Annotated in this window: 27 protein-coding genes; 18 read left to right on the top strand and 9 right to left on the bottom strand. The window is 62.9% G+C overall.

What is annotated here, in order from left to right:
* On the bottom strand, positions 1–1,629 hold the full coding sequence (locus HFRIS_RS03035) for a tetratricopeptide repeat-containing response regulator (protein WP_039874154.1): 1,629 nt from the start codon (positions 1,627–1,629) through the stop codon (positions 1–3).
* A 425-nt stretch (positions 1,630–2,054) separates the two neighbouring features.
* On the opposite strand from HFRIS_RS03035, the gene recA reads away from it, so the two are divergent.
* From recA to HFRIS_RS03005, 6 genes are all read left to right on the top strand, one after another.
* Positions 2,055–3,104, top strand: coding sequence for a recombinase RecA (gene recA / locus HFRIS_RS03030; RefSeq protein WP_006461752.1), 1,050 nt, complete (start codon positions 2,055–2,057; stop codon positions 3,102–3,104).
* A 217-nt stretch (positions 3,105–3,321) separates the two neighbouring features.
* Positions 3,322–3,786 (top strand): recombination regulator RecX, encoded by a 465-nt coding sequence (gene recX, locus HFRIS_RS03025; protein WP_039874152.1) that lies wholly within the window; start codon positions 3,322–3,324, stop codon positions 3,784–3,786.
* A gap of 605 nt (positions 3,787–4,391) precedes the next feature.
* Positions 4,392–5,552, top strand: a complete 1,161-nt coding sequence (sucC, locus tag HFRIS_RS03020) for an ADP-forming succinate--CoA ligase subunit beta (protein ID WP_006461750.1) — start codon at positions 4,392–4,394, stop codon at positions 5,550–5,552.
* A gap of 101 nt (positions 5,553–5,653) precedes the next feature.
* Entirely contained in the window at positions 5,654–6,535 is an 882-nt protein-coding gene (sucD, locus tag HFRIS_RS03015; RefSeq protein ID WP_006461749.1) for a succinate--CoA ligase subunit alpha, read from the top strand.
* A 258-nt stretch (positions 6,536–6,793) separates the two neighbouring features.
* Positions 6,794–7,510 (top strand): TerC family protein, encoded by a 717-nt coding sequence (locus HFRIS_RS03010; RefSeq protein WP_006461748.1) that lies wholly within the window; start codon positions 6,794–6,796, stop codon positions 7,508–7,510.
* A 150-nt stretch (positions 7,511–7,660) separates the two neighbouring features.
* Positions 7,661–8,167 carry a pilin gene (locus HFRIS_RS03005; protein ID WP_006461747.1) on the top strand — a complete coding sequence of 169 codons (507 nt, stop codon included), beginning with the start codon at positions 7,661–7,663 and terminating at the stop codon, positions 8,165–8,167.
* A gap of 75 nt (positions 8,168–8,242) precedes the next feature.
* On the opposite strand, the gene moaC is transcribed toward HFRIS_RS03005, so the two are convergent.
* Positions 8,243–8,749, bottom strand: a complete 507-nt coding sequence (gene moaC / locus HFRIS_RS03000; RefSeq protein WP_006461746.1) for a cyclic pyranopterin monophosphate synthase MoaC — start codon at positions 8,747–8,749, stop codon at positions 8,243–8,245.
* A gap of 112 nt (positions 8,750–8,861) precedes the next feature.
* Here moaC and HFRIS_RS02995 point away from each other — a divergent pair, with 112 nt between their 5' ends.
* A complete protein-coding gene (locus tag HFRIS_RS02995; RefSeq protein ID WP_039874239.1) occupies positions 8,862–10,418 on the top strand; it encodes a M48 family metalloprotease in 1,557 nt (518 codons plus the stop codon).
* 15 nt (positions 10,419–10,433) lie between these two features.
* Here the strand turns inward: HFRIS_RS02995 and HFRIS_RS02990 are convergent, their stop codons facing one another.
* From HFRIS_RS02990 to HFRIS_RS02970, 5 genes are all read right to left on the bottom strand, one after another.
* Positions 10,434–11,033, bottom strand: a complete 600-nt coding sequence (locus HFRIS_RS02990; RefSeq protein ID WP_006461744.1) for a DUF2946 family protein — start codon at positions 11,031–11,033, stop codon at positions 10,434–10,436.
* Positions 11,026–12,018, bottom strand: a complete 993-nt coding sequence (locus tag HFRIS_RS02985; RefSeq protein ID WP_006461743.1) for a YheT family hydrolase — start codon at positions 12,016–12,018, stop codon at positions 11,026–11,028. Before HFRIS_RS02985 ends, HFRIS_RS02990 begins: the two co-directional genes overlap by 8 nt.
* 62 nt (positions 12,019–12,080) lie before the next feature.
* A complete protein-coding gene (locus HFRIS_RS02980; RefSeq protein WP_006461742.1) occupies positions 12,081–12,515 on the bottom strand; it encodes a YybH family protein in 435 nt (144 codons plus the stop codon).
* A 68-nt stretch (positions 12,516–12,583) separates the two neighbouring features.
* The gene (locus HFRIS_RS02975) at positions 12,584–12,784 is read right to left on the bottom strand and encodes a zinc-finger domain-containing protein (protein WP_006461741.1); all 201 of its coding nucleotides are present in this window, start codon (positions 12,782–12,784) and stop codon (positions 12,584–12,586) included.
* Positions 12,785–12,868: 84 nt separating this feature from the next.
* Positions 12,869–13,789, bottom strand: a complete 921-nt coding sequence (locus tag HFRIS_RS02970) for a branched-chain amino acid transaminase (protein ID WP_006461740.1) — start codon at positions 13,787–13,789, stop codon at positions 12,869–12,871.
* A gap of 228 nt (positions 13,790–14,017) precedes the next feature.
* Between HFRIS_RS02970 and HFRIS_RS02965 the strand changes: the two genes are divergently transcribed.
* From HFRIS_RS02965 to HFRIS_RS02920, 10 genes are all read left to right on the top strand, one after another.
* Positions 14,018–14,812 carry an AzlC family ABC transporter permease gene (locus HFRIS_RS02965; RefSeq protein WP_006461739.1) on the top strand — a complete coding sequence of 265 codons (795 nt, stop codon included), beginning with the start codon at positions 14,018–14,020 and terminating at the stop codon, positions 14,810–14,812.
* Positions 14,809–15,132 (top strand): AzlD domain-containing protein, encoded by a 324-nt coding sequence (locus HFRIS_RS02960; RefSeq protein ID WP_006461738.1) that lies wholly within the window; start codon positions 14,809–14,811, stop codon positions 15,130–15,132. Before HFRIS_RS02965 ends, HFRIS_RS02960 begins: the two co-directional genes overlap by 4 nt.
* A 122-nt stretch (positions 15,133–15,254) precedes the next feature.
* Positions 15,255–16,445, top strand: a complete 1,191-nt coding sequence (locus HFRIS_RS02955; protein ID WP_006461737.1) for a phosphoglycerate kinase — start codon at positions 15,255–15,257, stop codon at positions 16,443–16,445.
* A 198-nt stretch (positions 16,446–16,643) separates the two neighbouring features.
* On the top strand, positions 16,644–18,077 hold the full coding sequence (gene pyk, locus HFRIS_RS02950) for a pyruvate kinase (protein ID WP_006461736.1): 1,434 nt from the start codon (positions 16,644–16,646) through the stop codon (positions 18,075–18,077).
* A 26-nt stretch (positions 18,078–18,103) separates the two neighbouring features.
* A complete protein-coding gene (fba, locus tag HFRIS_RS02945; protein WP_006461735.1) occupies positions 18,104–19,168 on the top strand; it encodes a class II fructose-bisphosphate aldolase in 1,065 nt (354 codons plus the stop codon).
* 97 nt (positions 19,169–19,265) lie between these two features.
* The gene (locus HFRIS_RS02940; protein ID WP_006461734.1) at positions 19,266–20,162 is read left to right on the top strand and encodes a phosphoribosylaminoimidazolesuccinocarboxamide synthase; all 897 of its coding nucleotides are present in this window, start codon (positions 19,266–19,268) and stop codon (positions 20,160–20,162) included.
* A 4-nt stretch (positions 20,163–20,166) separates the two neighbouring features.
* On the top strand, positions 20,167–20,664 hold the full coding sequence (gene purE, locus HFRIS_RS02935; protein ID WP_006461733.1) for a 5-(carboxyamino)imidazole ribonucleotide mutase: 498 nt from the start codon (positions 20,167–20,169) through the stop codon (positions 20,662–20,664).
* The gene (locus HFRIS_RS02930) at positions 20,661–21,866 is read left to right on the top strand and encodes a 5-(carboxyamino)imidazole ribonucleotide synthase (protein WP_039874148.1); all 1,206 of its coding nucleotides are present in this window, start codon (positions 20,661–20,663) and stop codon (positions 21,864–21,866) included. Before purE ends, HFRIS_RS02930 begins: the two co-directional genes overlap by 4 nt.
* A gap of 16 nt (positions 21,867–21,882) precedes the next feature.
* Positions 21,883–22,935, top strand: coding sequence for an L-threonylcarbamoyladenylate synthase (locus tag HFRIS_RS02925; RefSeq protein WP_006461731.1), 1,053 nt, complete (start codon positions 21,883–21,885; stop codon positions 22,933–22,935).
* A 370-nt stretch (positions 22,936–23,305) separates the two neighbouring features.
* A complete protein-coding gene (locus HFRIS_RS02920; RefSeq protein WP_006461730.1) occupies positions 23,306–24,043 on the top strand; it encodes an OmpW/AlkL family protein in 738 nt (245 codons plus the stop codon).
* A gap of 62 nt (positions 24,044–24,105) precedes the next feature.
* Here the strand turns inward: HFRIS_RS02920 and HFRIS_RS02915 are convergent, their stop codons facing one another.
* Positions 24,106–24,615, bottom strand: coding sequence for a flavin reductase family protein (locus tag HFRIS_RS02915; protein WP_006461729.1), 510 nt, complete (start codon positions 24,613–24,615; stop codon positions 24,106–24,108).
* 203 nt (positions 24,616–24,818) lie between these two features.
* Here HFRIS_RS02915 and msrA point away from each other — a divergent pair, with 203 nt between their 5' ends.
* Positions 24,819–25,352, top strand: coding sequence for a peptide-methionine (S)-S-oxide reductase MsrA (msrA, locus tag HFRIS_RS02910; protein ID WP_006461728.1), 534 nt, complete (start codon positions 24,819–24,821; stop codon positions 25,350–25,352).
* Positions 25,353–25,447: 95 nt separating this feature from the next.
* Here the strand turns inward: msrA and HFRIS_RS02905 are convergent, their stop codons facing one another.
* Positions 25,448–26,653: an SAM-dependent methyltransferase gene (locus HFRIS_RS02905; RefSeq protein WP_006461727.1), complete on the bottom strand. Its 1,206-nt coding sequence runs from the start codon at positions 26,651–26,653 to the stop codon at positions 25,448–25,450.
* Positions 26,654–26,701 lie beyond the last annotated feature (48 nt).

The following is a 26,701-nucleotide window of genomic DNA, read 5'->3' as shown; positions in this document are numbered from 1 at the left end:
TCAGCTCTTCGGGGCTACTTTGCTCAGGGTATCGCGCAGGAACTTGTGCATCTTCGCGACTCTATCGTTGCCCGGGATAAGGCGATCCAGCGTGGCCAGGTAACGGCGCACGCGCTTGACGTATTCTTCATTCCAGCCGCGCTGGCTCATCCACAGCAGATGCAGCTGCGCCGAGGCCAGCAGCACGCCAGTGTTCTCGGGCATGCTGGCCAGCGCCTCTTCCAGCTTGGCCAGCGATTCGTCCGGCTTGGCGCTGCGCATGAGGGCGTTGGCTTCGGCGATGATGCTCATGCAATGCTTGACGGCACCGTCGATCAGCTCTTCGGCCAGACCGGCCCGGCCAGTATCGGCAAGCACCTTGCGTGCCAGCATCTGGAGGGTTGTGTTTTCGTGATCGGACTTGATGGCCTCGGCGATCAGCTTGGCGCCTTCCTCGTCCTTGCCCATCGAGAAGGCGGCCTTGGCCAGCGCCAGCGTGGTGGTGTCGGAGGACTCCTTGGCGGCAGCCTGGCGTGCGGTCTCGAACGCCTGCTGGGCCGAGATCGAGTCGCCCAGCTGCACGTAGGCCTGCGCCTGGACAGCGGCCTGCGCCGAGACGAAGATGTTGGATTCCTCGTAGCGGCGCGGTGCGGCCTCCAGCAGGCGCAGCGCGGCGTCGGGGTCGCCACTGTCGACGTGTACCTGCGCCAGCGACAGCAGGTCGGTGGGCTGTGCCGTCAGAGAACCCTTGGTGTGCTTGAGTACCCTGTCATAGGCTTCGCGTGCCTGGTCCAGGTGGCCGCTGCGGTAGGCGACATCACCCACCAGGCGACTGCGGCGCGCCGAAGGGATGATCTCGGACGACTTGGTGAGCGCCTCCAGTGCACCTTCCTGGTTGCCCTGTGCCTCGTCGATCTGCGCCAGCAGGTCGTAGGCGGCGATGAACTGCTTGTTCTGCGCCAGCACTTCTTCCACGATGATGCGGGCGTCGTCCATCTGGCCAGCCACGATGTTGCAACGGGCAAGTCCGATCTTGGCCCATACCAGGTCGTCGCGCATGGCCAGCGCCTGCTTGTAGACTTCGCGGGCTTCGTCGATGCGGCGCTGGTCGATGAGCAGCGTGCCCTTGGTCTTCATGATTTCCACGATCCACTTGGGCGCTGCCTTGAGGACGTTGTCGCATTCCAGGATGGCACCGGAGATGTCCTTGCGCTTCATCTTCTCGGTCACCGGCAGCATGGCGTGCTGCTTTTCCAGCAGGCGGTCCACGCGCTCGGCGATGCGGCTGGCCGTCAGCGGCTTGAGCATGTAGGCGTCCGGCTGGAACTCGGCGGCGCTGGCCACAAGGTTGTAGCCGCTCTCGGCGGTGACCATGATGAACATGCAGGTCGGCGAGAGCATGTTCTGGGTGCGGAAGAACTCCAGCAGCTGCTGGCCGTTGCTTTCCTTGTTCAGGTTGTAGTCGCAGATGATCAGGTCATACGTGCCAGACTGCACGAAACGGATAGCCTCATCCGGCGTGGCGGCCTGGTCCACCTTGGTCACCCCGAGCTGCCCGAGGTGCATGCGGATGTTCTGGCGCATCGTCGGCATGTCGTCGATGACCAGGCAGCGCAGGGCGCTGATATGGCTGAAGGGCACTAAACTCATGAGAACTGTCTGTCTAACGATCTATCGGTCTTGATTGCGGCAGGCGACACCGGATGTGCTGATGTTGCTGCGATGCAATAACTGGCGAGATGACTTGCTGTACGCGTTCATTGACGCATAGCTGACGAATTATTCCTACCAACTCGCGAGTGTGCCGTTTTTTTTCCTTCCATGCATCATTCCTCTTTGAATTTGGACTTCCTCAAGGGCCAGCTTTCTTATAATTGTGGTTTTCGGCCGCCGATTATCGTTGCCTGATAGCGTTTGTGTCTGATGCACACAAAAACGCTTGCACGAAGCACTGTTTTTTTATACAGTATCGCTCTATCGGGGCGGTCATCATCCTCTGCCTCCGGGCAACATCAGCAAGACCGCAAGACTCCCCCCTGAACCCCTTCTTCACGACATTTTGCCGAGAGAGATTTATGGACGACAAAAAAGCTGCGAACAACTCTGAGAAGAGCAAGGCGCTGGCCGCCGCGTTGGCACAGATTGAAAAGCAGTTTGGCAAGGGCTCGGTGATGCGCATGGAAGACGGCGTCGTCGCCGAGGAAATCCAGGCCGTCTCCACCGGTTCCCTGGGCCTGGACATCGCGCTGGGCATCGGTGGCCTGCCACGTGGCCGCGTCATCGAGATCTACGGTCCGGAGTCCTCCGGCAAGACCACCCTGACCCTGCAATCGATCGCCGAGATGCAGAAGCTGGGCGGCACCTGCGCCTTCATCGACGCCGAGCACGCACTGGACGTCACCTATGCGCAAAAGCTGGGCGTGAACCTGAACGACCTGCTGATCTCGCAGCCGGACACCGGCGAACAGGCCCTGGAAATTACCGACGCCCTGGTGCGCTCCGGTGCGGTCGACCTGATCGTGGTGGACTCCGTGGCAGCGCTGACGCCCAAGGCCGAAATCGAAGGCGACATGGGCGACTCCCTGCCCGGCCTGCAGGCCCGTCTGATGTCGCAAGCCCTGCGCAAGCTGACCGGCAGCATCAACCGCACCAATACTACTGTCATCTTCATCAACCAGATCCGCATGAAGATCGGCGTCATGTTCGGTAATCCCGAAACCACCACCGGTGGCAATGCGCTGAAGTTCTACGCCTCGGTGCGCCTGGACATCCGTCGTACCGGCTCCATCAAGTCCGGTGACGAAGTCATCGGCAGCGAAACCAAGGTCAAGGTCGTCAAGAACAAGGTTGCACCTCCGTTCCGCGAAGCTCACTTCGACATCCTGTATGGCGAAGGCACTTCCCGCGAAGGCGAAATCCTGGATCTGGGCTCCGAGCACAAGGTCGTGGAGAAGTCCGGCGCCTGGTACAGCTACAACGGCGAGCGCATCGGCCAGGGCAAGGACAACGCTCGTAACTATCTGAAGGAACACCCGGAACTGTCGCGCGAGATCGAGAACAAGGTCCGCGTCGCACTGGGCGTGCCTGAACTGGCAGGTGGCACCGCCGAGGCACCAGCCTCCTGATCCCAAGGTCTTCACGTACCACCGCGGCGGCAGGGTTTGCCTGAGCCTTGAGGTCATGGTGGTGCCTGTCCCGCTTCGCCCCCGGCGCCGGTCCGGCCGGGAGTGGAGCTGAAGTACCGGCCGCATCGTTCTGTTGCTGCCTCGTTTCAATGCAATACGGTTCCATCGTTTTTTCTTCGTGTTCTTCACCGTCACATCGCCCGTGTAGTCGAACGTCATGCCCAGACCGCCGATCAGCCTGAAAGCACGGGCGCTCAAATATCTCTCTTCACGTGAGCATAGTCGCCTGGAACTTGCGCGTAAGCTTGCCCCTTACGCGCAAGAGGGTGATGACATCGACGCGCTCCTGCAGTGGCTGGAGCAGTCCCGTTTCCTTTCTCAAGAACGCTTTTCCGAATCGCTGGTGCATCGCCGCTCGGCCCGTTATGGCAACCAGCGCATCTTTTCCGAGTTGCATGGACACGGCATTGAAGGGGAAGCCATCGCCGAGTTGAAGGCCGACCTGGCAGCAGGAGAGGGCGAGCGCGCCGCGCAGGTCTTGCGCCGCAAATTCAGTGCGCCGCCGGCCGATGCTGAAACTCGGGCCAAGCAGATGCGCTTCCTGCAGCAGCGCGGTTTTTCCCACCGCAGTATCCGCGAAGCCTTGCAGACCGCGTGGAGCGACGAGGAGGAATCGTCGTGAGCGGGGACAACTGGGTCTCTTGATGCGCTGAGCCCGAGAGGGTGTCGCCCTGCGCTCGCATCCGGTGCGCACTCGCATCCTGGGCATTCCCGGCCAGCCATTCACCACCGCAGTTGCGTTCCCCTTGTCCCTGTCTTCTTCCAGCAGCTTGCGCAGATGGCAGCCATCTGTCCCGCCATATGGAAAAGCTATCCCTTTCGGTCTTCTGTTAGCGCTACCGGCTAACAGCCCCGCCGGCCTGTGCTAGAATTCGGAAGTTTTTGCTGCGGCGCGCAAGCCTGAGGAGATATCGCGTGTTGCCGGTTTGTCAAAACGGCGCAACGATGCAAGGCCCATGTAGCAGCAGGAATGGATAATGCGGACGCTTCGGCGCAAGCTGGCGCGTTTCGAATATCAGACCAACTAAAGCAGACGGCATGCACATGCCCAATTCTACGAATTCACTAGCAACCCGCGCAGCTCACGCCTGCGCCCGTCTCCGTCCGTCTCCGGATGTGACACCCGCCTGCGGGTTGCTGTCTGCTTTCTCGTCGGCCGGCATGCTGCCGGCTACCGAATTTCAATCCGGCAAGTTTTATTCATTCAGTGTCTAAAGGGAAGCTCCCATGAAAATCCATGAGTATCAGGGTAAAGAAATCCTGCGCCAGTTCGGCGTAACCGTGCCGCGCGGCATTCCTTGCATGTCGGTCGACGAAGTCGAAGCGGCAGCCCAGAAGCTGGGCGGCCCGGTGTGGGTCGTCAAGGCCCAGATCCATGCAGGCGGTCGCGGCAAGGGCGGCGGCGTGAAGGTGGCCAAGTCGATCGAACAGGTCAAGGAATACGCCAACCAGATCATGGGCATGCAACTGATCACCCACCAGACCGGTCCTGAAGGCCAGAAGGTGCGTCGCCTGCTGATCGAAGAAGGCGCCGACATCAAGAAGGAACTGTACGTTTCCCTGGTGACCGACCGCGTTTCGCAAAAGGTCGTGCTGATGGCCTCCAGCGAAGGTGGCATGGACATCGAAGAAGTTGCCCACAGCAACCCGGAAAAGATCCACAACGTCATCATCGACCCGATCGATGGCCTGACCGACGCGCAAGCCGACGACGTGGCCGCCAAGATCGGCGTGCCGGCCGCTTCCATCCCGGAAGCCCGCAAGAACCTGCAAGGCCTGTACAAGGCTTACTGGGAAACCGACGCTTCCCTGGCTGAAATCAACCCCCTGATCCTGACCGGCGACGGCAAGGTCATCGCTCTGGACGCCAAGTTCAACTTCGACTCCAACGCCCTGTACCGCCACCCGGAAATCGTCGCCTACCGCGATCTGGACGAAGAAGATCCGGCTGAAGTCGAAGCCTCCAAGTTCGACCTGGCCTACATCTCCCTGGACGGCAACATCGGTTGCCTGGTCAACGGCGCCGGCCTGGCCATGGCCACCATGGACACCATCAAGCTGTTCGGCGGCGAGCCGGCCAACTTCCTGGACGTGGGCGGCGGTGCCACCACCGAGAAGGTCACCGAAGCCTTCAAGATCATGCTGAAGAACCCCGAACTGAAGGCCATCCTGGTCAACATCTTCGGCGGCATCATGCGCTGTGACGTGATCGCCGAAGGCGTGATCGCTGCTTCCAAGGCTGTCTCGCTGAAGGTGCCTCTGGTGGTCCGCATGAAGGGCACCAACGAAGACCTGGGCAAGAAGCTGTTGGCCGATTCCGGTCTGCCGATCATCTCGGCCGACTCCATGGAAGAAGCCGCACAAAAGGTCGTGGCAGCTGCCAAGTAAGTAACCCAACACGAAAGCCTGCGCGGCGCGAGCCGCCGGCTGCGAGCAATTGCAGCACCGGGCGCCGCCAGCGGCGCAGGCATCACAGTCAAGGAAGAGAAATGTCGATCCTCATCAACAAAGACACCAAGGTCATTACCCAAGGTATCACCGGCAAGACCGGTCAGTTCCACACCCGCATGTGCCGCGACTACGCGAATGGCAAGAATGCCTTCGTCGCCGGCGTGAACCCGAAGAAGGCCGGTGAAGACTTCGAAGGCATCCCCATCTATGCCAACGTCACCGAAGCCAAGAACGCCACCGGCGCCACCGTGTCGGTGATCTACGTGCCGCCCGCCGGCGCTGCTGCCGCCATCTGGGAAGCCGTCGAAGCCGACCTGGACCTGGCCATCTGCATCACCGAAGGCATCCCCGTGCGTGACATGCTGGCCCTGAAGGACCGCATGGCCAAGGCCGGTTCCAAGACCCTGCTGCTGGGCCCGAACTGCCCCGGCCTGATCACTCCGGACGAAATCAAGATCGGCATCATGCCGGGTCACATCCACAAGAAGGGTCGCATCGGTGTGGTTTCCCGCTCCGGCACCCTGACCTATGAAGCCGTGGGCCAGCTGACCGCCCTGGGTCTGGGCCAGTCCTCCGCCGTCGGTATCGGTGGCGACCCGATCAACGGTCTGAAGCACATCGACGTCATGAAGGCCTTCAACGACGATCCGGACACCGATGCCGTCATCATGATCGGTGAAATCGGTGGTCCTGACGAAGCCAACGCTGCGCGCTGGATCAAGGACAACATGAAGAAGCCGGTGGTCGGCTTCATCGCCGGCGTGACCGCGCCCCCGGGCAAGCGCATGGGCCACGCAGGTGCCCTGATCTCCGGTGGTGCTGATACCGCCGAAGCCAAGCTGGCCATCATGGAAGAGTGCGGCATCAAGGTCACCCGCAACCCGTCGGAAATGGGTCGCCTGCTGAAGTCGGTGCTGTAAGATTGCCGGCCGCTTTTCGCCGGTCTCCTCGGAGGCGGGCGAAAGGCAAGCTCAGCCAGACCTGTAGCACACGCAATACCAGCATGGGGAGCTCTGGCTCCCCATGTTGTTTTATGGAAGGCGCGAAGTCTGTCGTGAGGACGGGCGCGCATCGACCAGAGCTAGCACAGAAGGCTGTGACGGCACTAAGCTCGGTGACCGTGGTCATCCTGCCATACGCCGCTTTCTCTGGCGGACACGTTTTCGCAAAGGACAAGCATGGAATTCCTGGCCAACCTGAACTGGGTCGCGGTCGCGCAGATCATCCTGATCGACATCCTGCTCGGTGGCGACAATGCCATCGTGATCGCGCTGGCCTGCCGCAATCTGCCGGACAATCTGCGCATGAAGGGCATTGTCTGGGGTACCGTGGGCGCGATTGGCATCCGCATCGCCCTGATCGCCTTTGCCGTCACCATGTTGCAACTGCCCTTCCTGAAGCTGCTGGGCGGCGTCCTGTTGCTGTGGATTGGCATCAAGCTGCTCAACGAGGATGACGAACACACCGACGTCAACGGCAGTGACCGCCTGTGGGGCGCCGTCAAGACCGTAATCGTTGCCGACCTGGTGATGAGCGTGGACAACGTGATCGCCATCGCCAGCGCCGCTGAGCAGGCGGCCGGCGAGCACCAGTTGCTGCTGGTGGTGTTCGGCATCGTGGTCAGCATTCCCATCATCGTCTGGGGCAGCACGCTGGTATTGAAGCTGATGGAAAAATTCCCGGTGATCGTCACCCTGGGCGCGGCTCTCCTGGGCTACATCGCCGGTGGCATGATCTTCAGCGACAGCGCCGTGCAGTCCTGGCTGCGGGATTTCATCGCCGATACCGAATTCGTCTTGCCCGGCGCCGCCGTGCATTTGAGCCTGCCCGGCCTGGTGGGCGCCATCGGAGTGGTGCTGACCGGCCTCACGCTCAAGCGCAGGAAGCAGGCATAGGCCCGTCTGGCCCCGGGATGGACCCGGTGGCGATTGACGCAGGTCAGCGCCGGTCCGCTTCAAAACTGTTAGTTTCGCAATTTATTCGCTAGTCGGCCTAGCCAACGCTGCCGATACTGGAAGCGCCCTTATCACCTTCACGAGGAATCCATGAAACCAGTCGTCTCCCGTCGCGCCCAACGCGGCTTTACCCTGCTTGAACTGATGGTCACGCTGGCCATCATCGGCATTCTCGCCATGCTGGGCGCTTCGCAATACCAGGACTATATCGCCCGCGCGCGCGTGGCTGAGGGCTTCAACCTGGCCGAGCCGTACAAGCTGGCCGTGACCGAACAGATCAGCTCCAACAACGGCGTCTTCACCGTGGCGCAACTGGGCCTGCCGACCTTCACGCCCACCGACAACGTGAGCAAGATCGACGTCTCGCCGATGGAAAAGCGCGGCGTGGGCGGTGTCATCACCATCACCTACAGCGCACGCGTAGGTGAGGGCGGTACGCTCACGCTGACCCCGACCATCAGCTCCGGCACCATCCAGTGGCAGTGCGCCGCCAAGGATGTGAAACAGGCCGCCACGCCGGAAGGTGCCACTGCCAACACCGGCTTTGCCGCCGGCTCCCTGCCGGCCAAGTACGCACCGGCCAACTGCCGCGGTTGATCCGCTGCCTGGTCTGACATGCCAAGAAAAAACGCGCCGTCAGGCGCGTTTTTCATTTCAGGGAGCCGTGGCGCTTCAGGGCCGCGCCATCGTGATATCGCTCTTGCCGCCGCGCTTCTCGGTCACGCAGATGTCAGTCATGACCATGGTCTTGTCGACTGCCTTGCACATGTCGTAGACCGTCAGCAGACCCACCTGCACGGCGGTCAATGCCTCCATTTCCACACCGGTCTTGCCGAAGGTTTCCACACGTGCGGTGCAACGCACGGAAGCGCTGCCGGCGTCGGTCTCGAACTCCACCGAGACATGCGTCAGTGCCAGTGGATGGCAAAGGGGGATCAGGTCGCCGGTGCGCTTGGCCGCCATGATGGCGGCGATGCGGGCGATGCCCAGGACATCGCCCTTCTTGGCCGTGCCGGCCTCGATGATGGCCAGCGTGGCCGGCTGCATGCGGATCACGCCAGTGGCCAGGGCCACCCGGTGGGTCTCGTGCTTGCCGCCGACATCGACCATGTGCGCCTGTCCGCCCTGGTCGAAGTGAGTGAGGCCGCCGTTGGGCGCGTGTTCGCCGGATGTGTTCATGCTGATTCGCTCTAGGTGAAATGGAGGGAAAGGAGCGGGTATCATAGCAGCCAGCCCGCAGCCCGCGCTGCTCCGACTTCCACGCCAGCCCTGACCGTTACCGATGTCGTCCATGCCACCCACCGTTTCCGATGTGTCCCGCCGTTTCCGTCTCCCCGCGCGCCGGTTGCTGGCCCGCTATCTGAGTGCGGCCTTGCTGCTGCTGCCGGCGGCGCCCTTGACCCTGCTACCCCATCCGGGCGTGGCCCAGGGCTTGCCCACGCTGGGTGATACGGAACGCGAAGGTCTTTCGCCGCTGATGGAGCGCAAGCTGGGTGAGGAAATCATGCGTGACATCCGGACCGACCGCGACTATGTCGACGACGGCCCGATTTCGGAATACCTCAACAACTTCGGCCAGAACCTGGTCTCCATCCATCCCGAGGTGAGAGGCGAAGCCGGTTTCGATTTCCAGTTCTTCATGGTGCGCGACCCCATGCTGAACGCCTTCGCGCTGCCGGGCGGCTTCATCGGCGTCAACAGCGGCCTGGTGCTGGCCGCACAATCGGAGTCCGAACTGGCCGGCGTGATGTCGCATGAAATTGGTCACGTGGCGCAACGCCACATTGCCCGCATGCTGGGCCAGCAGAAGCAGAACTCGATGATCCAGCTGGCCGCCATCGTGCTGGGCGCATTGGCCGGAGTGTCCAAGGCCGGGGGCGATGCGGCGATGGCCACCATGATGGGCGGTACCGGCCTGGCCGTGCAGCGCCAGCTCAACTTCAGCCGCGACGCCGAGCGCGAAGCCGACCGCATCGGCCTGCAGATCATGCGTGATGGCGGCTTCGATCCTTCCGGCATGGTCACCTTCTTCGGTCGTCTGCAGGCGGCCTCGCGCAACTACACCGACGCCGTGCCGCCATACCTGATGACGCACCCGCTGACCACCGACCGTATCGCCGACATCGAGGCCCGCATCCGCGACCAGCGCTACAAGCAGCGTGTGGACAATCCCGAATTCCAGCTAGTGCGGGCGCGCACTCAGGTGCTGCAGAACGACAGCGTGCAGGGCTTGCGCGACAATGTGCAGAAATTCACCGACCAGGCCAAGCAGAACACCAAGTTGCAGACCGCCGCCGCCAAGTACGGGCTGGCCTACACCTACTACCGCCAGAACCGCTTCGACCAGGCCGAGACCGCCTTGAAGGAAGCTCAGGAAGCTGCCATCCCGATGAAGACCGGCATCATGTTCGGCAGCCTCGACATCGATATCAAGATCGCCCGCAAGCAAGCCCCGCAGGCGCTGCAACTGGCCGACAGCCTGCGCCAGCAGTTTCCGATTTCACGCACCATCGCGCGCCAGTATGCCGATGCCCTGATCGCCGCCCGACGCTACGACGTGGCCGTGGCCTACCTGCGCGATCAGGCCCAGCTCTACCGTGCCGATGCCCAGGTCCAGCAGTTGCTGGCCAAGGTCTACGCGGCCCAGGGCAAGCAGGCCTTGCAGCACATGGCGCTGGCTGAATCGTATGCGCTCAATGGCAGCCTGCTGGCGGCCATCGATCAGTTGGGCATTGCGCGCAAGGCGCCCGATGCCACCTTCTACGACCAGTCGCAGATCGACGCGCGCGAGCGTGAATGGAAGGCGCGCTGGAAAGATGAACAGAAAGACATGAAGGAGCGTGGCTAGCCGCGACACACGGCCCTAGTCCTGGCGCGGGCGGCTGACGAAGCTGAAGCGTTGTTCCAGCTGGCTGCCAGCCACGCGCTGCAGCGGGAGCGATCGGCCTCCCAGCTTGAAACGGGGGGTGACCTCATCGGCCCCTTCCAGCCAGCGCAGCAGGGCATCCTCATCCGCATCGTCCATCTGCAGGCAGGGCAACAGATGCGCCAGGTCGCGATCATCGACGCCGGCAATCAGCTCACCGGCACGCAGATAGAGCCGACCGGCTTCATCCATCCAGGCGGCTGTCGCCACATCGACTGCGATCCCCGTATGCAGCACCAGTGACAGGTTGCCCTGTGCGTCCGGCTGGGTGCGCAGGATGTGCGGCATCCATTCCAGATCCACATAGACCCGCTGCGGCCCGTTCTGGAAATACCAGCGGCCGGCCGCATCGCTGGCGTAATTGCGGTCAATGAAGGCCAGCAGGGCAGGGTGGCGGATCAGGTCGCCCGGCAAGTCCAGTTGTTGCGCGCGCTCGTCGCGCATGCGCCAGCCACCTCGTGCATCCAGCCGCAGCCAGCCGAAGCAATGAGGTACGTTGGGCCAGCGGGCCATGGCCTGCTGCACGATCTCATCCATGGGCCAGCTCCGTAGGGGCCGGGAAGGCGCTCTCCGACTTGCCCTCCAGGAAATGCAGCAAGCGGCGCGGCAGCCACGCCAGGTTGCCGGGCGGGCCGCCGGCGGCAAAGCCGACATGGCCGCCTTGCTCCGGGTATTCCAGCACCACTTCCGGCGCCGCCGAGCGGGGCAGGTGACGCGCCGGCAGGAAGGGATCATTCTGCGCATTCAGGACCAGCGTGGGCACGCTGATGTCGTTGAGGATGTGCTTGGCGCTGGCGCGGTCCCAGTAATCCTCGGTGTTGCGGTAGCCGTGTAGCGGGGCGGTGACGATGTTGTCGAAGGTGTACAGGTCGCGGGCCGACAGCAGCGCTTCGCGATCAAACAGGCCCGGGAACTGGTCCAGCTTGGCCAGGCACTTGGGCCGCATGGTGCGCAGGAAAACCCAGGTATAGAGCCGGTTGAAACCCGACGCCAGTGCCGCACCGCCACCCGCCAGGTCCAGCGGCGCCGACACCGCGCAGGCAGCATCGACGATCTCGGCCTGGTGCTGTGATTCCCCCAGCCAGCGCAGCAGCGCATTGGCGCCCAGCGAGACCCCGCTGGCATACAGGTGCGTCGCGGCCAGGTCCTGCTGGCGCAGTTTCATGCGGCGGATGATCCAGTCCAGTTCAGCCGTGTCCCCGGAATGATAGAAACGCGGCGCCAGGTTGATCTCGCCGGAACACCCGCGAAAATGCGGAATCGCCCCATGCCAGCCGCGCCGTTGCACCTCGGCCATCAGGGCGCGGCTGTAGTGGCTGTCCGAGGAGCCTTCCAGCCCGTGGAACAGCACCAGCAGCGGACGTCCCGGCTGGCCGTCGACGAAATCGATATCGACGAAGTCGCCATCCGGCGCTTCCCAGCGCTCACGCCGGTAGCGCACGGCCGGCTTGGGCAGGAAGGCCGAGGGATAGATGGTCTGCAGATGACCGCCGGGAAGCCAGCGGGGCGGGATGTAAAGCATGATGCGGCCTTGCTCGTGTTCGATGCTGCCTGTGGAGGATAGAAAACGGAAAACGGCCGTACTCAGTGCAGCATGGCTGCGCTGACGACGGCTTCGGCCGGCGCTGCGCCCGGGGCGACCGAGGCGTGGTGCATCACCAGGCGCCAGCCCAGCGCGGTCTTGAGGTAGACATTGGTGGCGATGACGTGCACATCGGGCGGGCCTTCGCCGCCGTGGTCGATTTCTTCCACCACGCTGTGCACCGAGGTCATCATGTTCTGCGACACGTGCAGCTGGCGTGGCCGGATATGCAGGCCACCGTTGGAGAGGATGTCTTCCCACACGGCGCGGATATCCGCGTGGCCCACCAGGCGTTGTGCGCCGGGGTGGATGCAGACGATTTCCTCGTCATCGGCCCACAGGTCCATCAGCGCCTCCAGGTCGGCGCGGGCGAGGGCGTCGTAGTAGGCGGCCTCGATTTCATCGGGCGAGCCATGGATCAGTTTGGTGCGCGGCATGACAAATCTCCGGATCAGATGAAAAGAGGGCCTTGCGGGCCCTCTCGTGTCTGGCTTGAAACTTCTGCTCAGTGGCCCTTGACCACGGTGCCCGGTTTCAACTGGTACTGGGTACCGCAGTATGGGCATTTGGCCGCGCCGTGCGCGTCCAGTTCCAGGAACACGCGCGGGTGCGAATTCCAGGCGGTCATGCCCGGGCTGGGGCAGTGGGCTGGCAGGTCCTTACCTTCGAGCAGGACTACGCCCTGCGATGCTTGAGCTTGGCTCATCTTGTTCTCCGTTGCTTGCGATTGACTGTTGAAACGTTAAGGTCGGGTGTTGCGAATCGATATTCTGGCGGCCGCCGCTGCCATTTACACCAGCGTGAGCCAGTGCTTGTACTGCGGCGCCCGGCCGGCCACCACGTCGAAGAACAGAGTCTGCAGCTTCTCGGTGATGGGGCCACGGCCGCCATTGCCGATGACGCGGCGATCCAGTTCGCGGATCGGTGTGACTTCGGCGGCGGTGCCGGTGAAGAAGGCTTCATCGGCGCAATACATCTCGTCGCGGGTGATGCGCTTCTCGATGACCTCGATGCCCAGGTCGCGCGCCATGGTCAGCACGGCGTCGCGGGTGATGCCATCCAGGCAGGAGGCCAGGTCGGGAGTATAGAGCTTGCCGTTCTTGACGATGAAGACATTTTCGCCGGAACCTTCCGAGACATAGCCCTCGGTGTCCAGCAGCAGGGCTTCGTCGTAGCCATCGGCCAGTGCTTCCTGGTTGGCCAGGATGGAATTGATGTAATAACCGCAGGCCTTGGCGCGCACCAATGACACATTCACGTGGTGGCGAGTGAAGGAAGAGGTCTTCACGCGGATGCCCTTGCTGATGCCGTCTTCGCCCAGGTAGGCGCCCCACGGCCAGGCGGCGATGGCCACGTGGATCTTGTTGCCCTTGGCGGACACGCCCAGCTTTTCCGAGCCGATCCAGATCAGCGGGCGGATGTAGCAGGATTCCAGCTGGTTTTCGCGCACCACCTGGCATTGCGCCTGGGCCAGCGTTTCCTGGTCGAACGGCACTTCCATCTGGAAGATCTTGGCCGAGTTGAACAGGCGCTGGGTGTGTTCCTTCAGGCGGAAGATGGCCGTGCCCTCGGCCGTCTTGTAGGCGCGTACGCCCTCGAAGACGCCCATGCCGTAATGCAGCGTGTGGGTCAGTACGTGGACGGTAGCGTCGCGCCAGTCGACCAGCTCGCCGTCTTTCCAGATCTTGCCGTCGCGGTCAGCCATGGACATGGTCATCTCCCTGTATGCGGTGATTGCAGAAAATGCAGAATGTGCAGAAAGCGAAAATTCGGTATGAAACGCCCGGCGCGGACGAACCGGCCAAGGAACTGCATTTTAGCGGATTCACGCGAGCAAAAACTTTCATCTGTAGAATGAAAGACCTGAGTGAAAATGCACACATCGTCACATGCACCGGCATTCCCGGCCGGCGCATCCAATACGCGTAACGGAACAACAATGCAGAAGGAGACAGGCGAGAAGGGATCAGGATCGGCAGGCCAGCCAGCGCCGCACGATCCCGCCACCGCCCGCCGCATCGAGAAGGACGCCTTCCAGGAAGGCTGGCGCGCCAGTGCCTCGACCATACCGGCCGTGCTGGCCTGGGGCGTGGTCTCGGGCATGGCCATGGTCAAGTCGGGGATGAGCATCTTCCAGTCGCTGGGCATGAGCCTGCTGGTCTATGCCGGCTCGGCCCAGTTCGCCGTACTGCCCTTGCTGGCGACCGGCGTGCCGCTGCTGGTGGTGTTCTTCACGGCCATGATCGTCAACCTGCGCTTTGTCATCTTCTCGGCCGCCGTGGCGCCGCATTTCGAGCACCTGCCCTGGTATCGCCGGGTGTGGTACGGCTTCTTCAACGGCGATATCTCGATGGCCTTCTTCCCGCAGCGCTTTCCCCCCTCGACCTTCGGTCAACCTGCAGGCAAGATCGGGTATTTTGCTGCGATCTGCTATCCGGGCTGGGTGGCCTGGCAACTCGGGGCCACCATCGGCATCCTGCTGGCCAGCCAGATTCCGGAGAGCTGGAACATCGGTTTCGCCGGCACCCTGGCACTCATTGCCATCATGATCCCCATGACCAGCAGCCTGCCGGCCTTGGCCGGGGTGGTGGTCTCCGGCACGGTCGCGGTGCTGGCGCTGGAGCTGCCCTACCGTCTGGGTCTGCTGCTGGCGATGGTGCTGGGGATGAGCGCGGCCATGCTGGCCGACAAGTTGCTTCCGGGAAAAGAAAAGGATGAAGGGGCGGCCGCATGAGTGAATGGTATGTGTGGGGCGCCATCGTCCTGATGACCGTGTCCACCCTGGTCACGCGCAGCGGCTTTTTCCTGTTCGGCCACGCGGTCAAGCTGCCGCCACGCCTGAAGCACGCCCTGAGCTACGCTCCGGCGGCGGCCATGGCGGCCATCATCTTCCCTGACCTGGTCAGCGCGCGCGGGGTGATCGACCTGAGCCTGACCAATCCCAAGTTGCTGGCCGGCATCGGCGGCGCCATCTTCTTTGCGGCAACGCGTCATCTTCTGGGAACTATTGTGGCAGGAATGTCACTCTTTACACTGTTGCGTTGGTTCATGTGAATTTTTACGCACACCAGCCTGAAGCGCCCGGGATCTTGTCCGGGCTGGCAAAAAGCCGTCAGGAGCAGGTCAGGCTGGAGTAAAATACGACGTTTTTCGCCCCCTTCTTCGAATTCCTACCTATGAAATTCAACCGACTGAGCGATCTGGTTTCTGCCAATCAACTGCAAGGCAAACGCGTCTTCATCCGTGCCGATCTGAACGTGCCGCAGGATGATGCCGGCAATATCACCGAAGATACCCGCATCCGCGCTTCGGTGCCGGCCATCCGCGAAGCCCAGAAGGCAGGCGCTGCAGTGATGGTGACGTCGCATCTGGGTCGTCCCACCGAAGGCGAGTTCAAGCCCGAGGATTCGCTGGCTCCCGTGGCCAAGCGCCTGTCCGAACTGCTGGGCAGCGAGGTCAAGCTGGTGGCCAACTGGGTCGACGGCGTGGACGTCCAGCCGGGCCAGGTGGTGCTGCTGGAGAACTGCCGCCTCAACAAGGGCGAAAAGAAGAACAGTGACGAGCTGGCGCAAAAGATCGCCAAGCTCTGCGATGTCTATGTCAACGATGCCTTCGGCACCGCGCACCGCGCCGAAGCCACCACCCACGGCGTGGCCAAGTTCGCGCCGGTGGCCTGTGCCGGTCCGCTGCTGGCGGCCGAGCTGGATGCGCTGGGCAAGGCCCTGAACCAGCCGGCCCGTCCGCTGGTGGCCATCGTGGCCGGTTCCAAGGTTTCCACCAAGCTGACCATCCTCAAGACCCTGGCCGAGAAGGTCGACAACCTCATCGTCGGTGGCGGTATTGCCAATACCTTCATGCTGGCCGCCGGTCTGAAGATCGGCAAGTCGCTGGCCGAGCCGGACCTGGTGGATGACGCCAAGGCCATCATCGATCTGATGGCCAAGCGCGGCGCCTCGGTGCCCATCCCCACCGACGTCGTGGTCGGCAAGGAATTCTCGCCGACCGCCGTGGCTACCGTGAAGGCGGCCGAGGATGTCGCCGACGACGACATGATCTTCGACATCGGTCCCCAGACCGCTGCCGTGCTGGCCGAGCAACTGGGTCGCGCCGGCACCATCGTCTGGAACGGCCCGGTGGGCGTGTTCGAGTTCGACCAGTTCGGCCGTGGCACCGAGACCCTGGCGCGCGCCATTGCCGCCTCGCCGGGCTTCTCGATTGCCGGTGGTGGCGACACCCTGGCAGCCATCGCCAAGTACCACATCGCCGACAAGGTCGGCTACATCTCCACCGGTGGCGGCGCCTTCCTGGAATTCCTGGAAGGCAAGACCCTGCCTGCGGTCGAGATCCTGCTGCAACGCGCGCAGTAAGCAAGACCGGCGCCGTACCCCGCTGCCGGGTGCGGCGTCTCGTGGTCCCATCCGGGGCCATCCGAATTCTGAGTCTGTAGCATCACCAACGAGGACGCGTCCGAGACGCGCGTCCGGGGCGGAAGCGATCCGCCTGATCGGCCCTGCATCGGGCCGGGCAGCGGGCTTCTATCACCAAGTCGCAACCAGAAGGTATTCATGTCCAGAGCAACAAAAATCGTCGCCACCATCGGCCCCGCTTCCAGCGACCGCGAGACCCTGACCCGCATGATCCGCGCCGGCGTGGATGTGGTGCGCCTGAACTTCTCGCACGGCAAGCCGCAGGATCACATCGACCGCGCCACCCTGGTGCGTGAAGTGGCCGACGAATGCGGCAAGAAGGTCGCCATCATGGCCGACCTGCAGGGTCCCAAGATCCGCGTGGGCAAGTTCGAGAATGGCAAGATCATGCTGGCCAACGGCGACAAGTTCATCCTCGATTCCGACTGCCAGATGGGCAACCAGGAGCGCGTGGGCCTGGACTACAAGGCACTGCCGCGTGACCTCAAGGGCAATGACGTTCTGCTGTTGAACGATGGCCTGATCGTGCTCAAGGTCGAGCGCGTGATGGGCAATGAAATCCATACCGTGGTCAAGATCGGCGGCGAACTGTCCAACAACAAGGGCATCAACCGCCAGGGTGGCGGCCTGTCGGCGCCCGCGCTGACGGCCAAGGACATGGACGACATCAAGACTGCCATGAGCTTCCAGGCCGACTACGTGGCCGTGTCCTTCCCCAAGAACGCCACCGACATGGAGATGGCACGCCAGCTGTCCAACGTGGCCGGCGAACCCTTCGGCCACAAGCCGATGATGATCGCCAAGATCGAACGCGCCGAAGCGATCCCGCTGCTGCAGGAAATCCTGGACGCCTCCGACGGCATCATGGTGGCCCGTGGCGACCTGGCCGTGGAAGTGGGCAATGCCGCCGTGCCGGGCCTGCAGAAGCGCATGATCAAGATGGCGCGCGCCTCCAACAAGCTGACCATCACCGCGACCCAGATGATGGAGTCCATGATCGTCAATGCCGTGCCGACCCGCGCGGAAGTCTCCGACGTCGCCAACGCCGTGCTGGATGGCACCGATGCCGTGATGACCTCGGCCGAGACCGCCTCCGGCAAGTACCCGGTGGAAACCGTGGAAGCCATGCATGCCATCTGCCTGGAAGCCGAGCGCTCCGACAATGTGCAACTGGACGCGGACTTCCTGAACCTGCGCTTCACCCGCGTGGACCAGTCGATCGCCTATGGCGCACTGTTCACTGCGCACCACCTGCGCGTGAAGGCCATTGCAGCGCTTACCGAATCCGGTTCGACTGCCCTGTGGATGAGCCGTCACAACATCGATATCCCGATCTTCGCGATCACCCCCAATGTCGCCACGCGCCGCAAGGCCTCGCTGTTCCGCAACGTGCATACGCTGGAACTGGCCCAGGCGCCTGACACCGAAGCCATGTTGAAGGGCGCCCAGGATCTGCTGCTGGCGCAAGGCGTGGTGCAGAAGGGTGATCTTATCGTCGTGACCTGGGGCGAGCCCATCGGCCAGGTCGGCGGCACCAATGCGCTGAAGATTCTGCGCGTTGGCGAGTACTGATTTTTCATCGTTCTGGAGTTTTCATCATGCCTCTCGTATCCATGCGTCAACTGCTGGACCACGCCGCCGAAAACGGTTACGGCCTGCCGGCCTTCAACGTCAACAACCTGGAGCAGGTCACTGCCATCATGGAAGCCGCCAATGAAGTCGGCGCGCCCGTGATCATGCAAGCCTCTGCCGGTGCCCGCAAATACGCTGGCGAAGCCTTCCTGCGCCACCTGATCTCGGCGGCCGTGGAAGCCTATCCGCACATCCCCGTGGTGATGCACCAGGATCACGGCCAGTCCCCGGCCGTGTGCATGGCCGCCATCAAGTCCGGTTTCTCTTCCGTGATGATGGATGGCTCGCTGGAAGCCGACGGCAAGACGGTGGCCAGCTACGAGTACAACGTCGAAGTCTCGCGCAAGGTGGTCGAGTTTTCGCACGCCATCGGCGTGACCGTCGAAGCCGAACTGGGTGTGCTGGGTTCGCTGGAAACCATGAAGGGTGACAAGGAAGACGGCCACGGCGCCGACGGCACCATGACCCGCGAACAGCTGCTGACCGACGTCAACCAGGCCGCCGACTTCGTCAAGGCCACCCAGTGCGACGCGCTGGCCATTGCCATCGGTACTTCGCACGGTGCCTACAAGTTCTCGCGCAAGCCCACCGGCGACATCCTGGCCATCGACCGCATCAAGGAAATCCACGCCCGCATCCCCAACACCCACCTGGTGATGCACGGTTCCTCGTCCGTGCCGCAGGAACTGCTGGCCGAGATCCGCGAATTCGGCGGCGACATGAAGGAAACCTATGGCGTGCCGGTCGAAGAGATCCAGGAAGGCATCAAGCACGGCGTGCGCAAGATCAACATCGACACCGACATCCGTCTGGCCATGACCGGTGCGATCCGTCGCTACCTGTTCGAGAACCCGTCCAAGTTCGACCCGCGCGACTACCTGAAGCCGGCTCGCGAAGCCGCCAAGCTGGTCTGCAAGGCACGCTTCCTGTCCTTCGGTTGCGAAGGCCAGGCTGGCAAGATCAAGCCGGTCTCGCTGGAAAAGATCGCCGAGAAGTACAAGAGCGGCGAACTGGCGCAGATCGTCCAGTAAGCGCTGAGCAGCGCTGAGCAATCAAGCGCCGGCACTAACCGACCGGAATCGCCCTGAACATGGCGGTTCCGGTTTTTGACTTTACGAAAAGACCATCATGAGCAGTCTGTACAAATCCTCGATCACTTCCCTGCCTCTGCTGGGCACCGGCAAGGTCCGCGAAAACTACGCCGTCGGCGACGACAAGCTGTTGATCGTGACCACCGATCGCCTGTCGGCCTTCGATGTCATCATGAACGAACCGATCCCGGGCAAGGGCAAGGTCTTGAACCAGATGAGCGATTTCTGGTTCGAGAAACTCGGCCACATCGTGCCCAACCATCTGACCGGTGTCGATCCGGAATCCGTGGTGAGCCCGGCCGAAGTGGAACAGGTGCGCGGACGCGCCGTGGTGGCCAAGCGCTTGAAGCCCATCCTGGTGGAAGCCGTGGTGCGCGGCTACATCATCGGTTCCGGCTGGAAGGACTACCAGGCCACCGGCGCGATCTGCGGCATCCAGCTGCCGGCCGGCCTGCAACAGGCTTCCAAGCTGGAACAGCCGATCTTCACCCCGGCCGCCAAGGCCGACCTGGGCGAACATGACGAAAACATCAGCTTCGAGGAAACCGAGAAGCGCATCGGCACCGAGCTGGCGCACAAGATCCGCGACGTCGCCATCCAGCTCTACAAGGAAGCCGCCGACTACGCCGCCACCCGCGGCATCATCATCGCCGACACCAAGTTCGAGTTCGGCCTGGATGACAATGGCGTGCTGCACCTGATGGATGAAGTGCTGACCGCCGACTCCTCGCGCTTCTGGCCGGCCGACAGCTACCAGGTCGGTATCTCGCCGCCGTCCTTCGACAAGCAGTTCGTGCGCGACTACCTGGAAACCGTCGATGGCTGGCAAAAGACCCCGCCGGCGCCGCCGCTGCCGGCCGACGTCATCGAGAAGACCGGCGCCAAGTACCGCGAAGCGCTGGAACGCCTGACCGGCAACAAGCTGAAGGACTGAGATCATGAGCGATACCGTCAAGCCCCTGGTGGGTGTGGTCATGGGTTCGTCCTCGGACTGGGAGGTGATGCAGAATGCGGTCGCCGTCCTTAAGGACTTCGGCGTCCCGTTCGAAGCGCAGGTGATTTCCGCGCACCGCATGCCGGACCAGATGTTTGCCTATGCCGAGAGCGCCCGTGCGCGCGGCCTGCGCGCCATCATCGCCGGTGCCGGTGGTGCTGCCCACCTGCCGGGCATGATCGCCGCCAAGACCATCGTGCCGGTGCTGGGCGTGCCGGTGCCGTCCAAGTATCTGCGCGGTGAAGATTCGCTGTTGTCCATCGTGCAGATGCCCAAGGGCATTCCGGTGGCGACCTACGCCATCGGCGAAGCGGGTGCTGCCAATGCGGCCCTGTCGGCCATCGCCATGCTGGCCACCACTGATGCGGCGCTGGCTGAGAAGCTGGAAGCCTTCCGCAAGACCCAGACGCAAGTCGCTCTCGATATGAAGTTGCCTGTATGACCCAGCAGTCCGTACCCTCGCTTAGCCCTGCCGTTCCCTCGACCACCCCGGCCACCTGGCTAGGTGTGATGGGAGGCGGCCAGTTGGGGCGCATGTTCGCGCATGCCGCGCAGAGCATGGGCTTCAAGGTCGCCGTGCTGGAAGCCGATGCCGACTGTCCGGCCGGTCAGGTGGCGGACCGTCTGATCACCGCCGCCTACGACAACGGTCCGGCGCTGGCCGAGCTGGGTGCGCTGTGCGCTGCGGTCACCACCGAATTCGAGAATGTCTCGGCCAGGAGCCTGGCGACGTTGGCGGCCCAGACCTTCGTGGCACCGGCGGCCTCGGGCGTGTCGATCGCCCAGGACCGCACGGCCGAGAAGGCTTTCTTCACCGAGTGCGGATCGCGTTCCGGCGTACTGCCGGCCCCGCATCTGGTGATCAATACCGAAGCCGACATCGACGGTCTCGATGCGAACCTGCTGCCCGGCATCCTCAAGACCGCCCGCATGGGCTATGACGGTAAGGGCCAGGTGCGCGTGCGCAGTGTCGAGGAAGTGCGCACGGCCTTCGCCGCCATGCAGGGCGTGACCTGCGTGTTGGAAAAGATGCTGCCGCTGGCCTATGAAGTTTCCGTGCTGGTGGCGCGGGGGCATGATGGCCAGGCCGTGGTCTATCCGATCGCCGAGAACGTGCATCGCGATGGCATCCTCTTCACCACCACCGTCCCCGGTCCCAACATCAAGCCGGATGCCGCCGAGCGCGCGCAGCAGGCAGCGTTGCAGATCATCGGTGCGATGCAGTACGTGGGTGTGTTGTGCATCGAATTCTTCGTGCTGGAGGATGGCGCGCTGGTGGTCAACGAAATGGCGCCGCGTCCGCACAACAGCGGTCACTACACCATCGACGCCTGCGTCACCAGCCAGTTCGAACAGCAGGCCCGCGCCATGGCCCAATTGCCGCTGGGCGATACGCGCCAGCATTCGCCCTCGGTCATGCTCAACATCCTGGGTGACGTCTGGTATGAAGGCGATGGCGACAGCCAGCGCGAACCGGCCTGGGACCAGGTCCTGGCGTTGCCCGGTGCGCACCTGCACCTGTACGGCAAGGCCGAGGCGCGACGCGGTCGCAAGATGGGTCATGTCACCTTCACCGGTGCCACCCTGGAAGGTGCGCAGCGGCAGTTGGCTGCGGCCTGCGGCATCCTGGGCATCCCACTGTAAGCGGCAGGATCAGGCGATGAACGACAAGAGCACATCCCCGGCCCCGCATATCGATGCCGCCGCCGTCATGCATGCCGCCCGCAAGCTGGAGCAGGGCGGCCTGGTGGCGTTCCCGACCGAGACTGTCTATGGTCTCGGCGGCGATGCCGAGAACCCGGCGGCGATTGCTGCCATCTATGCGGCCAAGGGGAGACCGGCCAATCATCCGGTGATCGTGCATGTCTCGCCGGAGGCCGACATCGGCTATTGGGCGGCATCGGTCCCGGTGGAAGCGAGACGCCTGATCGCCTCGTTCTGGCCCGGTCCGCTGACCCTGATCCTGAAGCGCGCTGCGCATATCCCCGACGCCGTGGCCGGTGGCCAGGATTCGGTGGGACTGCGTTGCCCTTCGCATCCGGTGGCGCAGGCGCTGCTGCGTGAATTCCGTGGCGGCAAGGGCGGTATCGCCGGCCCCTCCGCCAACAAGTTCGGTCACGTCAGCCCGACCACGGCAGACCATGTCCGCGAGGAATTCGGCAGCGATCCCGACAGCCTGGTGGATTACGTGCTCGATGGTGGGCAGAGTGAAGTCGGCATCGAGTCGACCATCGTCGATCTCTCGCGGGTGGAGACCCACGGCCCGGTGCTGCTGCGCCCCGGCCAGATCAGCGCGGACCGCATCGCCGCCGTGCTCGGCGTGCCGCTGGCCACGCCCGACGCCACCGCGCCACGTGCTTCCGGCACCCTCGACGCCCACTATGCGCCGCATACGCCGGTGGTGCAGGTTGAGCCGGGCCGGCTGCAGGACGTGCTGGCGCGCCTGGCCGCCATCGGCAAGAAGGTGGCCTTGATCGGCGGTGCGCAGCACGAAGGCAAGGTAAGCGCGACGGTCGTGCGCGCCATGCCGGCGTCGGTCGACGCCTATGCACACGATCTCTATGCTGCGCTGCGCGACATGGACCATACCGGTGCCGACCTGATCGTGGTCGAGTCACTGCCGGCGGCGCCGGCGTGGCAAGGTGTCAACGACAGGCTGCGCCGTGCGGCCTTTGATTCGCAAGGCGTGCTGGAAAGACTGCTCAACGCTTGAGTTGAGGCCGTCTTCCCCTTCCTGTTTTCTCGCTCCCCCGAACTCCTGCTGTCGCGCTGTTCCCGCGCTGTCAGCCGCGCTGGTACTGACTCTGCGGTCAGTAGGTCAGTCGCCGGTTGTCAAAAGCCTACAGGGTCCGACGGGGGCTTCACAACTTCTATACAAAATATGACAAAGCTGGCATAGTATCTCCAAAGAATAGCACGCGCGTTCTTTTTGTTTCATCAGCGTAAAAGCGGGGTGATCCGCAGTTACGTGAACTTACGCTGAATAAAGAAAAACGGTAACCAGCCGTGAACACAATCCCGTCAGACGCCAGCCGTCGGGAATAAAAAATCCGGGCCACGCCCGCAAACTCTTGGAGACAGCAATGCAAAAACAATTTTCCTTCTTGCCCAAACTCGCCGCGTTGTCCGTGATGGCAGCCTTTGCTGCGCCGGCCATGGCACAGACGGCGGGCAGCAACGTGGTCAACCTGGGCTGGTTCCACCTGGCACCGCAGGATTCCAGCGGCGGCCTGACCAAACTCAACGGTCCGGGCGCTGCCAGCTATCCCAACCGCACCTCCTCGGTCAGCAATGCCGATACCGTGGGGATCGCCTTCACCCACTTCTTCACCGACAACTTCGCGCTGACCGCCGACCTGGGCATTCCGCCCGAGTTCAAGCTCAAGGGTACCGGTGACCTGCAAGCCCTGGGCGAACTGGGCAAGGCCAAGCAGTGGAGCCCGGCGATCGTCGCCAAGTATTACTTCGGTGGTGCCAATGACACCTTCCGTCCCTTCGTGGGCGCCGGCGTGACCTATGTGTGGTATTCGGACGTGTCGCTGTCGCGCAATTTCCAGAACTCGGCATCGCTGAACACCGGTGGTACCGCCAGCGCCTCGCTGAGCTCCTCCTGGTCGCCCGTGCTGACCGGCGGCGCCACCTATGCCTTCAACGACCGCTGGTCGGCCAGCCTGTCGGTGTCCTACATTCCGCTCAAGACCGATGCCGAGATCACCGCACAGCCGGCCGGTGCCGCCGCGGCCCTGGGTCCCCAGCGCTACAAGACCACCATCACGCTGGATCCGATCGTGACCTTCCTGTCGGTGGGCTACAAGTTCTAAGCGGGTCCCGGACGAAAAAAAAGCGCCCGAGGGCGCTTTTTTTTCGTCCATCACTGTGGTGCTCAGACGTCTTCGGTTTTACTGAAGCGTCCGTTGTGGAAGACCAGTGCCGATTGCGGCTGGACTTCGCAATGTTCGACTTCGCCCACGAAGATGACGTGGTCGCCCTCCGGATACTGGCTACGGTTGTGGCATTCGAACCAGGCCGACACGCCCTCCAGCACTGGCTGCCCGGTACGCGAAAGCGTATAGGGCACGCCCTCGAAGCGGTTTTCCATCCTGCTGGCGAACTGCTGCGCCAGATGCGCCTGCTCGGCACCGAGGATGTTGATGACGTAATGCGAATTGCCGGAGAAGACCGGCATGCTGTTGGCGCGCGTGCCCAGGCTCCAGAGCACCAGCGGCGGGTCCAGCGAGACCGAATTGAAGGAGCTGGCGGTCAGGCCCAGCAGGGTGCCATCGGCCAGACGGGTGGTGATGACGGTGACACCGGTGGCGAACTGGGACAGGGCCTGGCGGAAATGCGCGGCGTCGAACTGGCGCGCGTCGGCGCGGGGAAAACGTGTGTGCATCGGGAGTTTGGTCTGGGTCGGGGCGCCCGGGCCGCATTGTTGCGGTCAGCCGGCATGGCGCAGATGTGCACATGATAGCGGATACGGCCTGCTTCTGCCGCCGTCATGCTGCGGCGCAGTCTTGACAATCATTCACGTCAGCCATACATGAAGTGCTGAATTGGAGTAAAGTTTTACGACAAGCAACTCAACGGGAGAACAGCATGGCCACGGAAATCGCAGTACTGGGCGGCGGCTGCTTCTGGTGTCTGGAAGCGGTTTACCAGCAGGTCAGGGGCGTGCAGTCGGTGGAGTCCGGCTATACCGGCGGCAGCGTCGTCGATCCCAGTTATGAACAGGTGTGCGGCGGGCAGACCGGGCATGCGGAGGTGGTCAAGCTGGCCTTCGATCCGCAGCAGATCAGCTATCGCGAGATCCTGGAGATCTTCTTCACCATCCACGATCCGACCACCCTGAACCGCCAGGGGAACGACGTCGGTACCCAGTACCGTTCGGTGATCTATTACCAGGACGAGGTGCAGCATGACGTCGCGAAACACATCATCGCCGAGATGGCCCTGGTGTGGGATGCCCCGATCGTGACCGAGCTATCGGCGCCGCAGACGTACTACCGGGCCGAGGATTATCACCAGAACTATTTTGTGCAGCATCCGTTTCAGGGCTATTGCGCCTTCGTGGTTGCGCCCAAGGTGGCCAAGCTGCGCGAGGTGTTTGCCGAGAAGAGCAAGCCGGCATAGCGAGGTGAGACAGGTACTGCCCGGATGCGTGGGGCAGAAAGCAGAACGGGCATGCCGCGGCATGCCCGTTCTTGCTTGATGGTGTCGGCGAAATCTTAATTTTGATAAATGTACTTGCGTGACCATGGCAGCGTCTGTGCGCTGTTGCCGGCCTTGGTGCAGATGACCTGGTAGAGCGAAATCCAGTCGCGTTCGAAGCCATAGGAGCTGCCGGCCAGGTAGACGCGCCAGATGCGGTAATGCTTCTCGTCGGTAACCTTGTGGATGGCCTCGGTATTGGCTTCGAAGTTATCGGCCCAGATGCCGCAGGTACGGGCATAGTGGCGCCGCAGGTTTTCGACGTCGAAGGCTTCCAGCCCCCCCTCCTGCATGGTCTTGAGCACGGTGCTGATATGCGGCAGCTCACCGGCCGGGAAGACGTACTTGTCGATGAATTCGCCGGCACCGTAGGGTGACTCGCCGTTTTCGATATCGGTACTGGTGATGCCGTGGTTCATTGCCATCCCGCCATCGGCCAGCAACTTGCGGATCTGGGCGAAGTAGCCCGGCAGGTTCTTGATGCCGACGTGCTCGAACATGCCCACCGAGGTGATGCGATCGAAGCTGCCGGTGACATCGCGGTAGTCCTGCAGGCGGATGTCGATGCGGTCCGAGAGCCCGGCGGCTTCGACCCGTTCGCGCGCCAGCGCATACTGGTTCTTCGACAGCGTCACCCCCACACAGCGGGCACCGTACTTCTGCGCCGCCCGCAGCACCAGCGCACCCCAGCCACAGCCGATGTCGAGCAGGGTCTGGCCGGGCTTGAGCTGGATCTTTTCCAGGATGTGGTCGATCTTCTTCAACTGCGCGCTGCCCAGGTCCTCGTCGCCATTCTCGAAGTAGGCGCAGGAGTAGACCATGTTCTCGTCGAGGAACAGCTTGTAGAAGTCGTTGGAAACGTCGTAGTGGTACTGGATGGCTTCGGCGTCGCGCTTCTTGGTGTGCGTCACGCTGCGCACCATGCGGCCCAGCCGGCCTTCGGCCTTGAGGGTGTTGGCGGCCAGGGCATTGGCCACGTTGATGATGTTCTTGACCTTGCCCTCGACTTCGATCTTGCCCTCGACGTAGGCTTCGCCGAGGTTGGAGAGGGAGGGCGTCAACAGCGAGGTGATGGCCGATGCATGCGGGACTTTCAAGGTGACTTCCGGCGCGCCGGTGCCGAAGTCGTACTGCTGTCCGTTCCACAGCACCAGCCGCAGGGGCAGGGCGGATACATTGCGGATGTTTTCCACCCAGGCGTCAAGCTTCTTTTCCCAAAACACGATTTTCCTCCGCGTCAGTGATGAATGCTTTGCGCCCTGCCAGGCATG

It is taken from the genome of Herbaspirillum frisingense GSF30 (assembly GCF_000300975.2).
Lineage (GTDB): Bacteria > Pseudomonadota > Gammaproteobacteria > Burkholderiales > Burkholderiaceae_D > Herbaspirillum > Herbaspirillum frisingense.
This window is presented reverse-complemented; position numbering and strand designations above follow the sequence as displayed.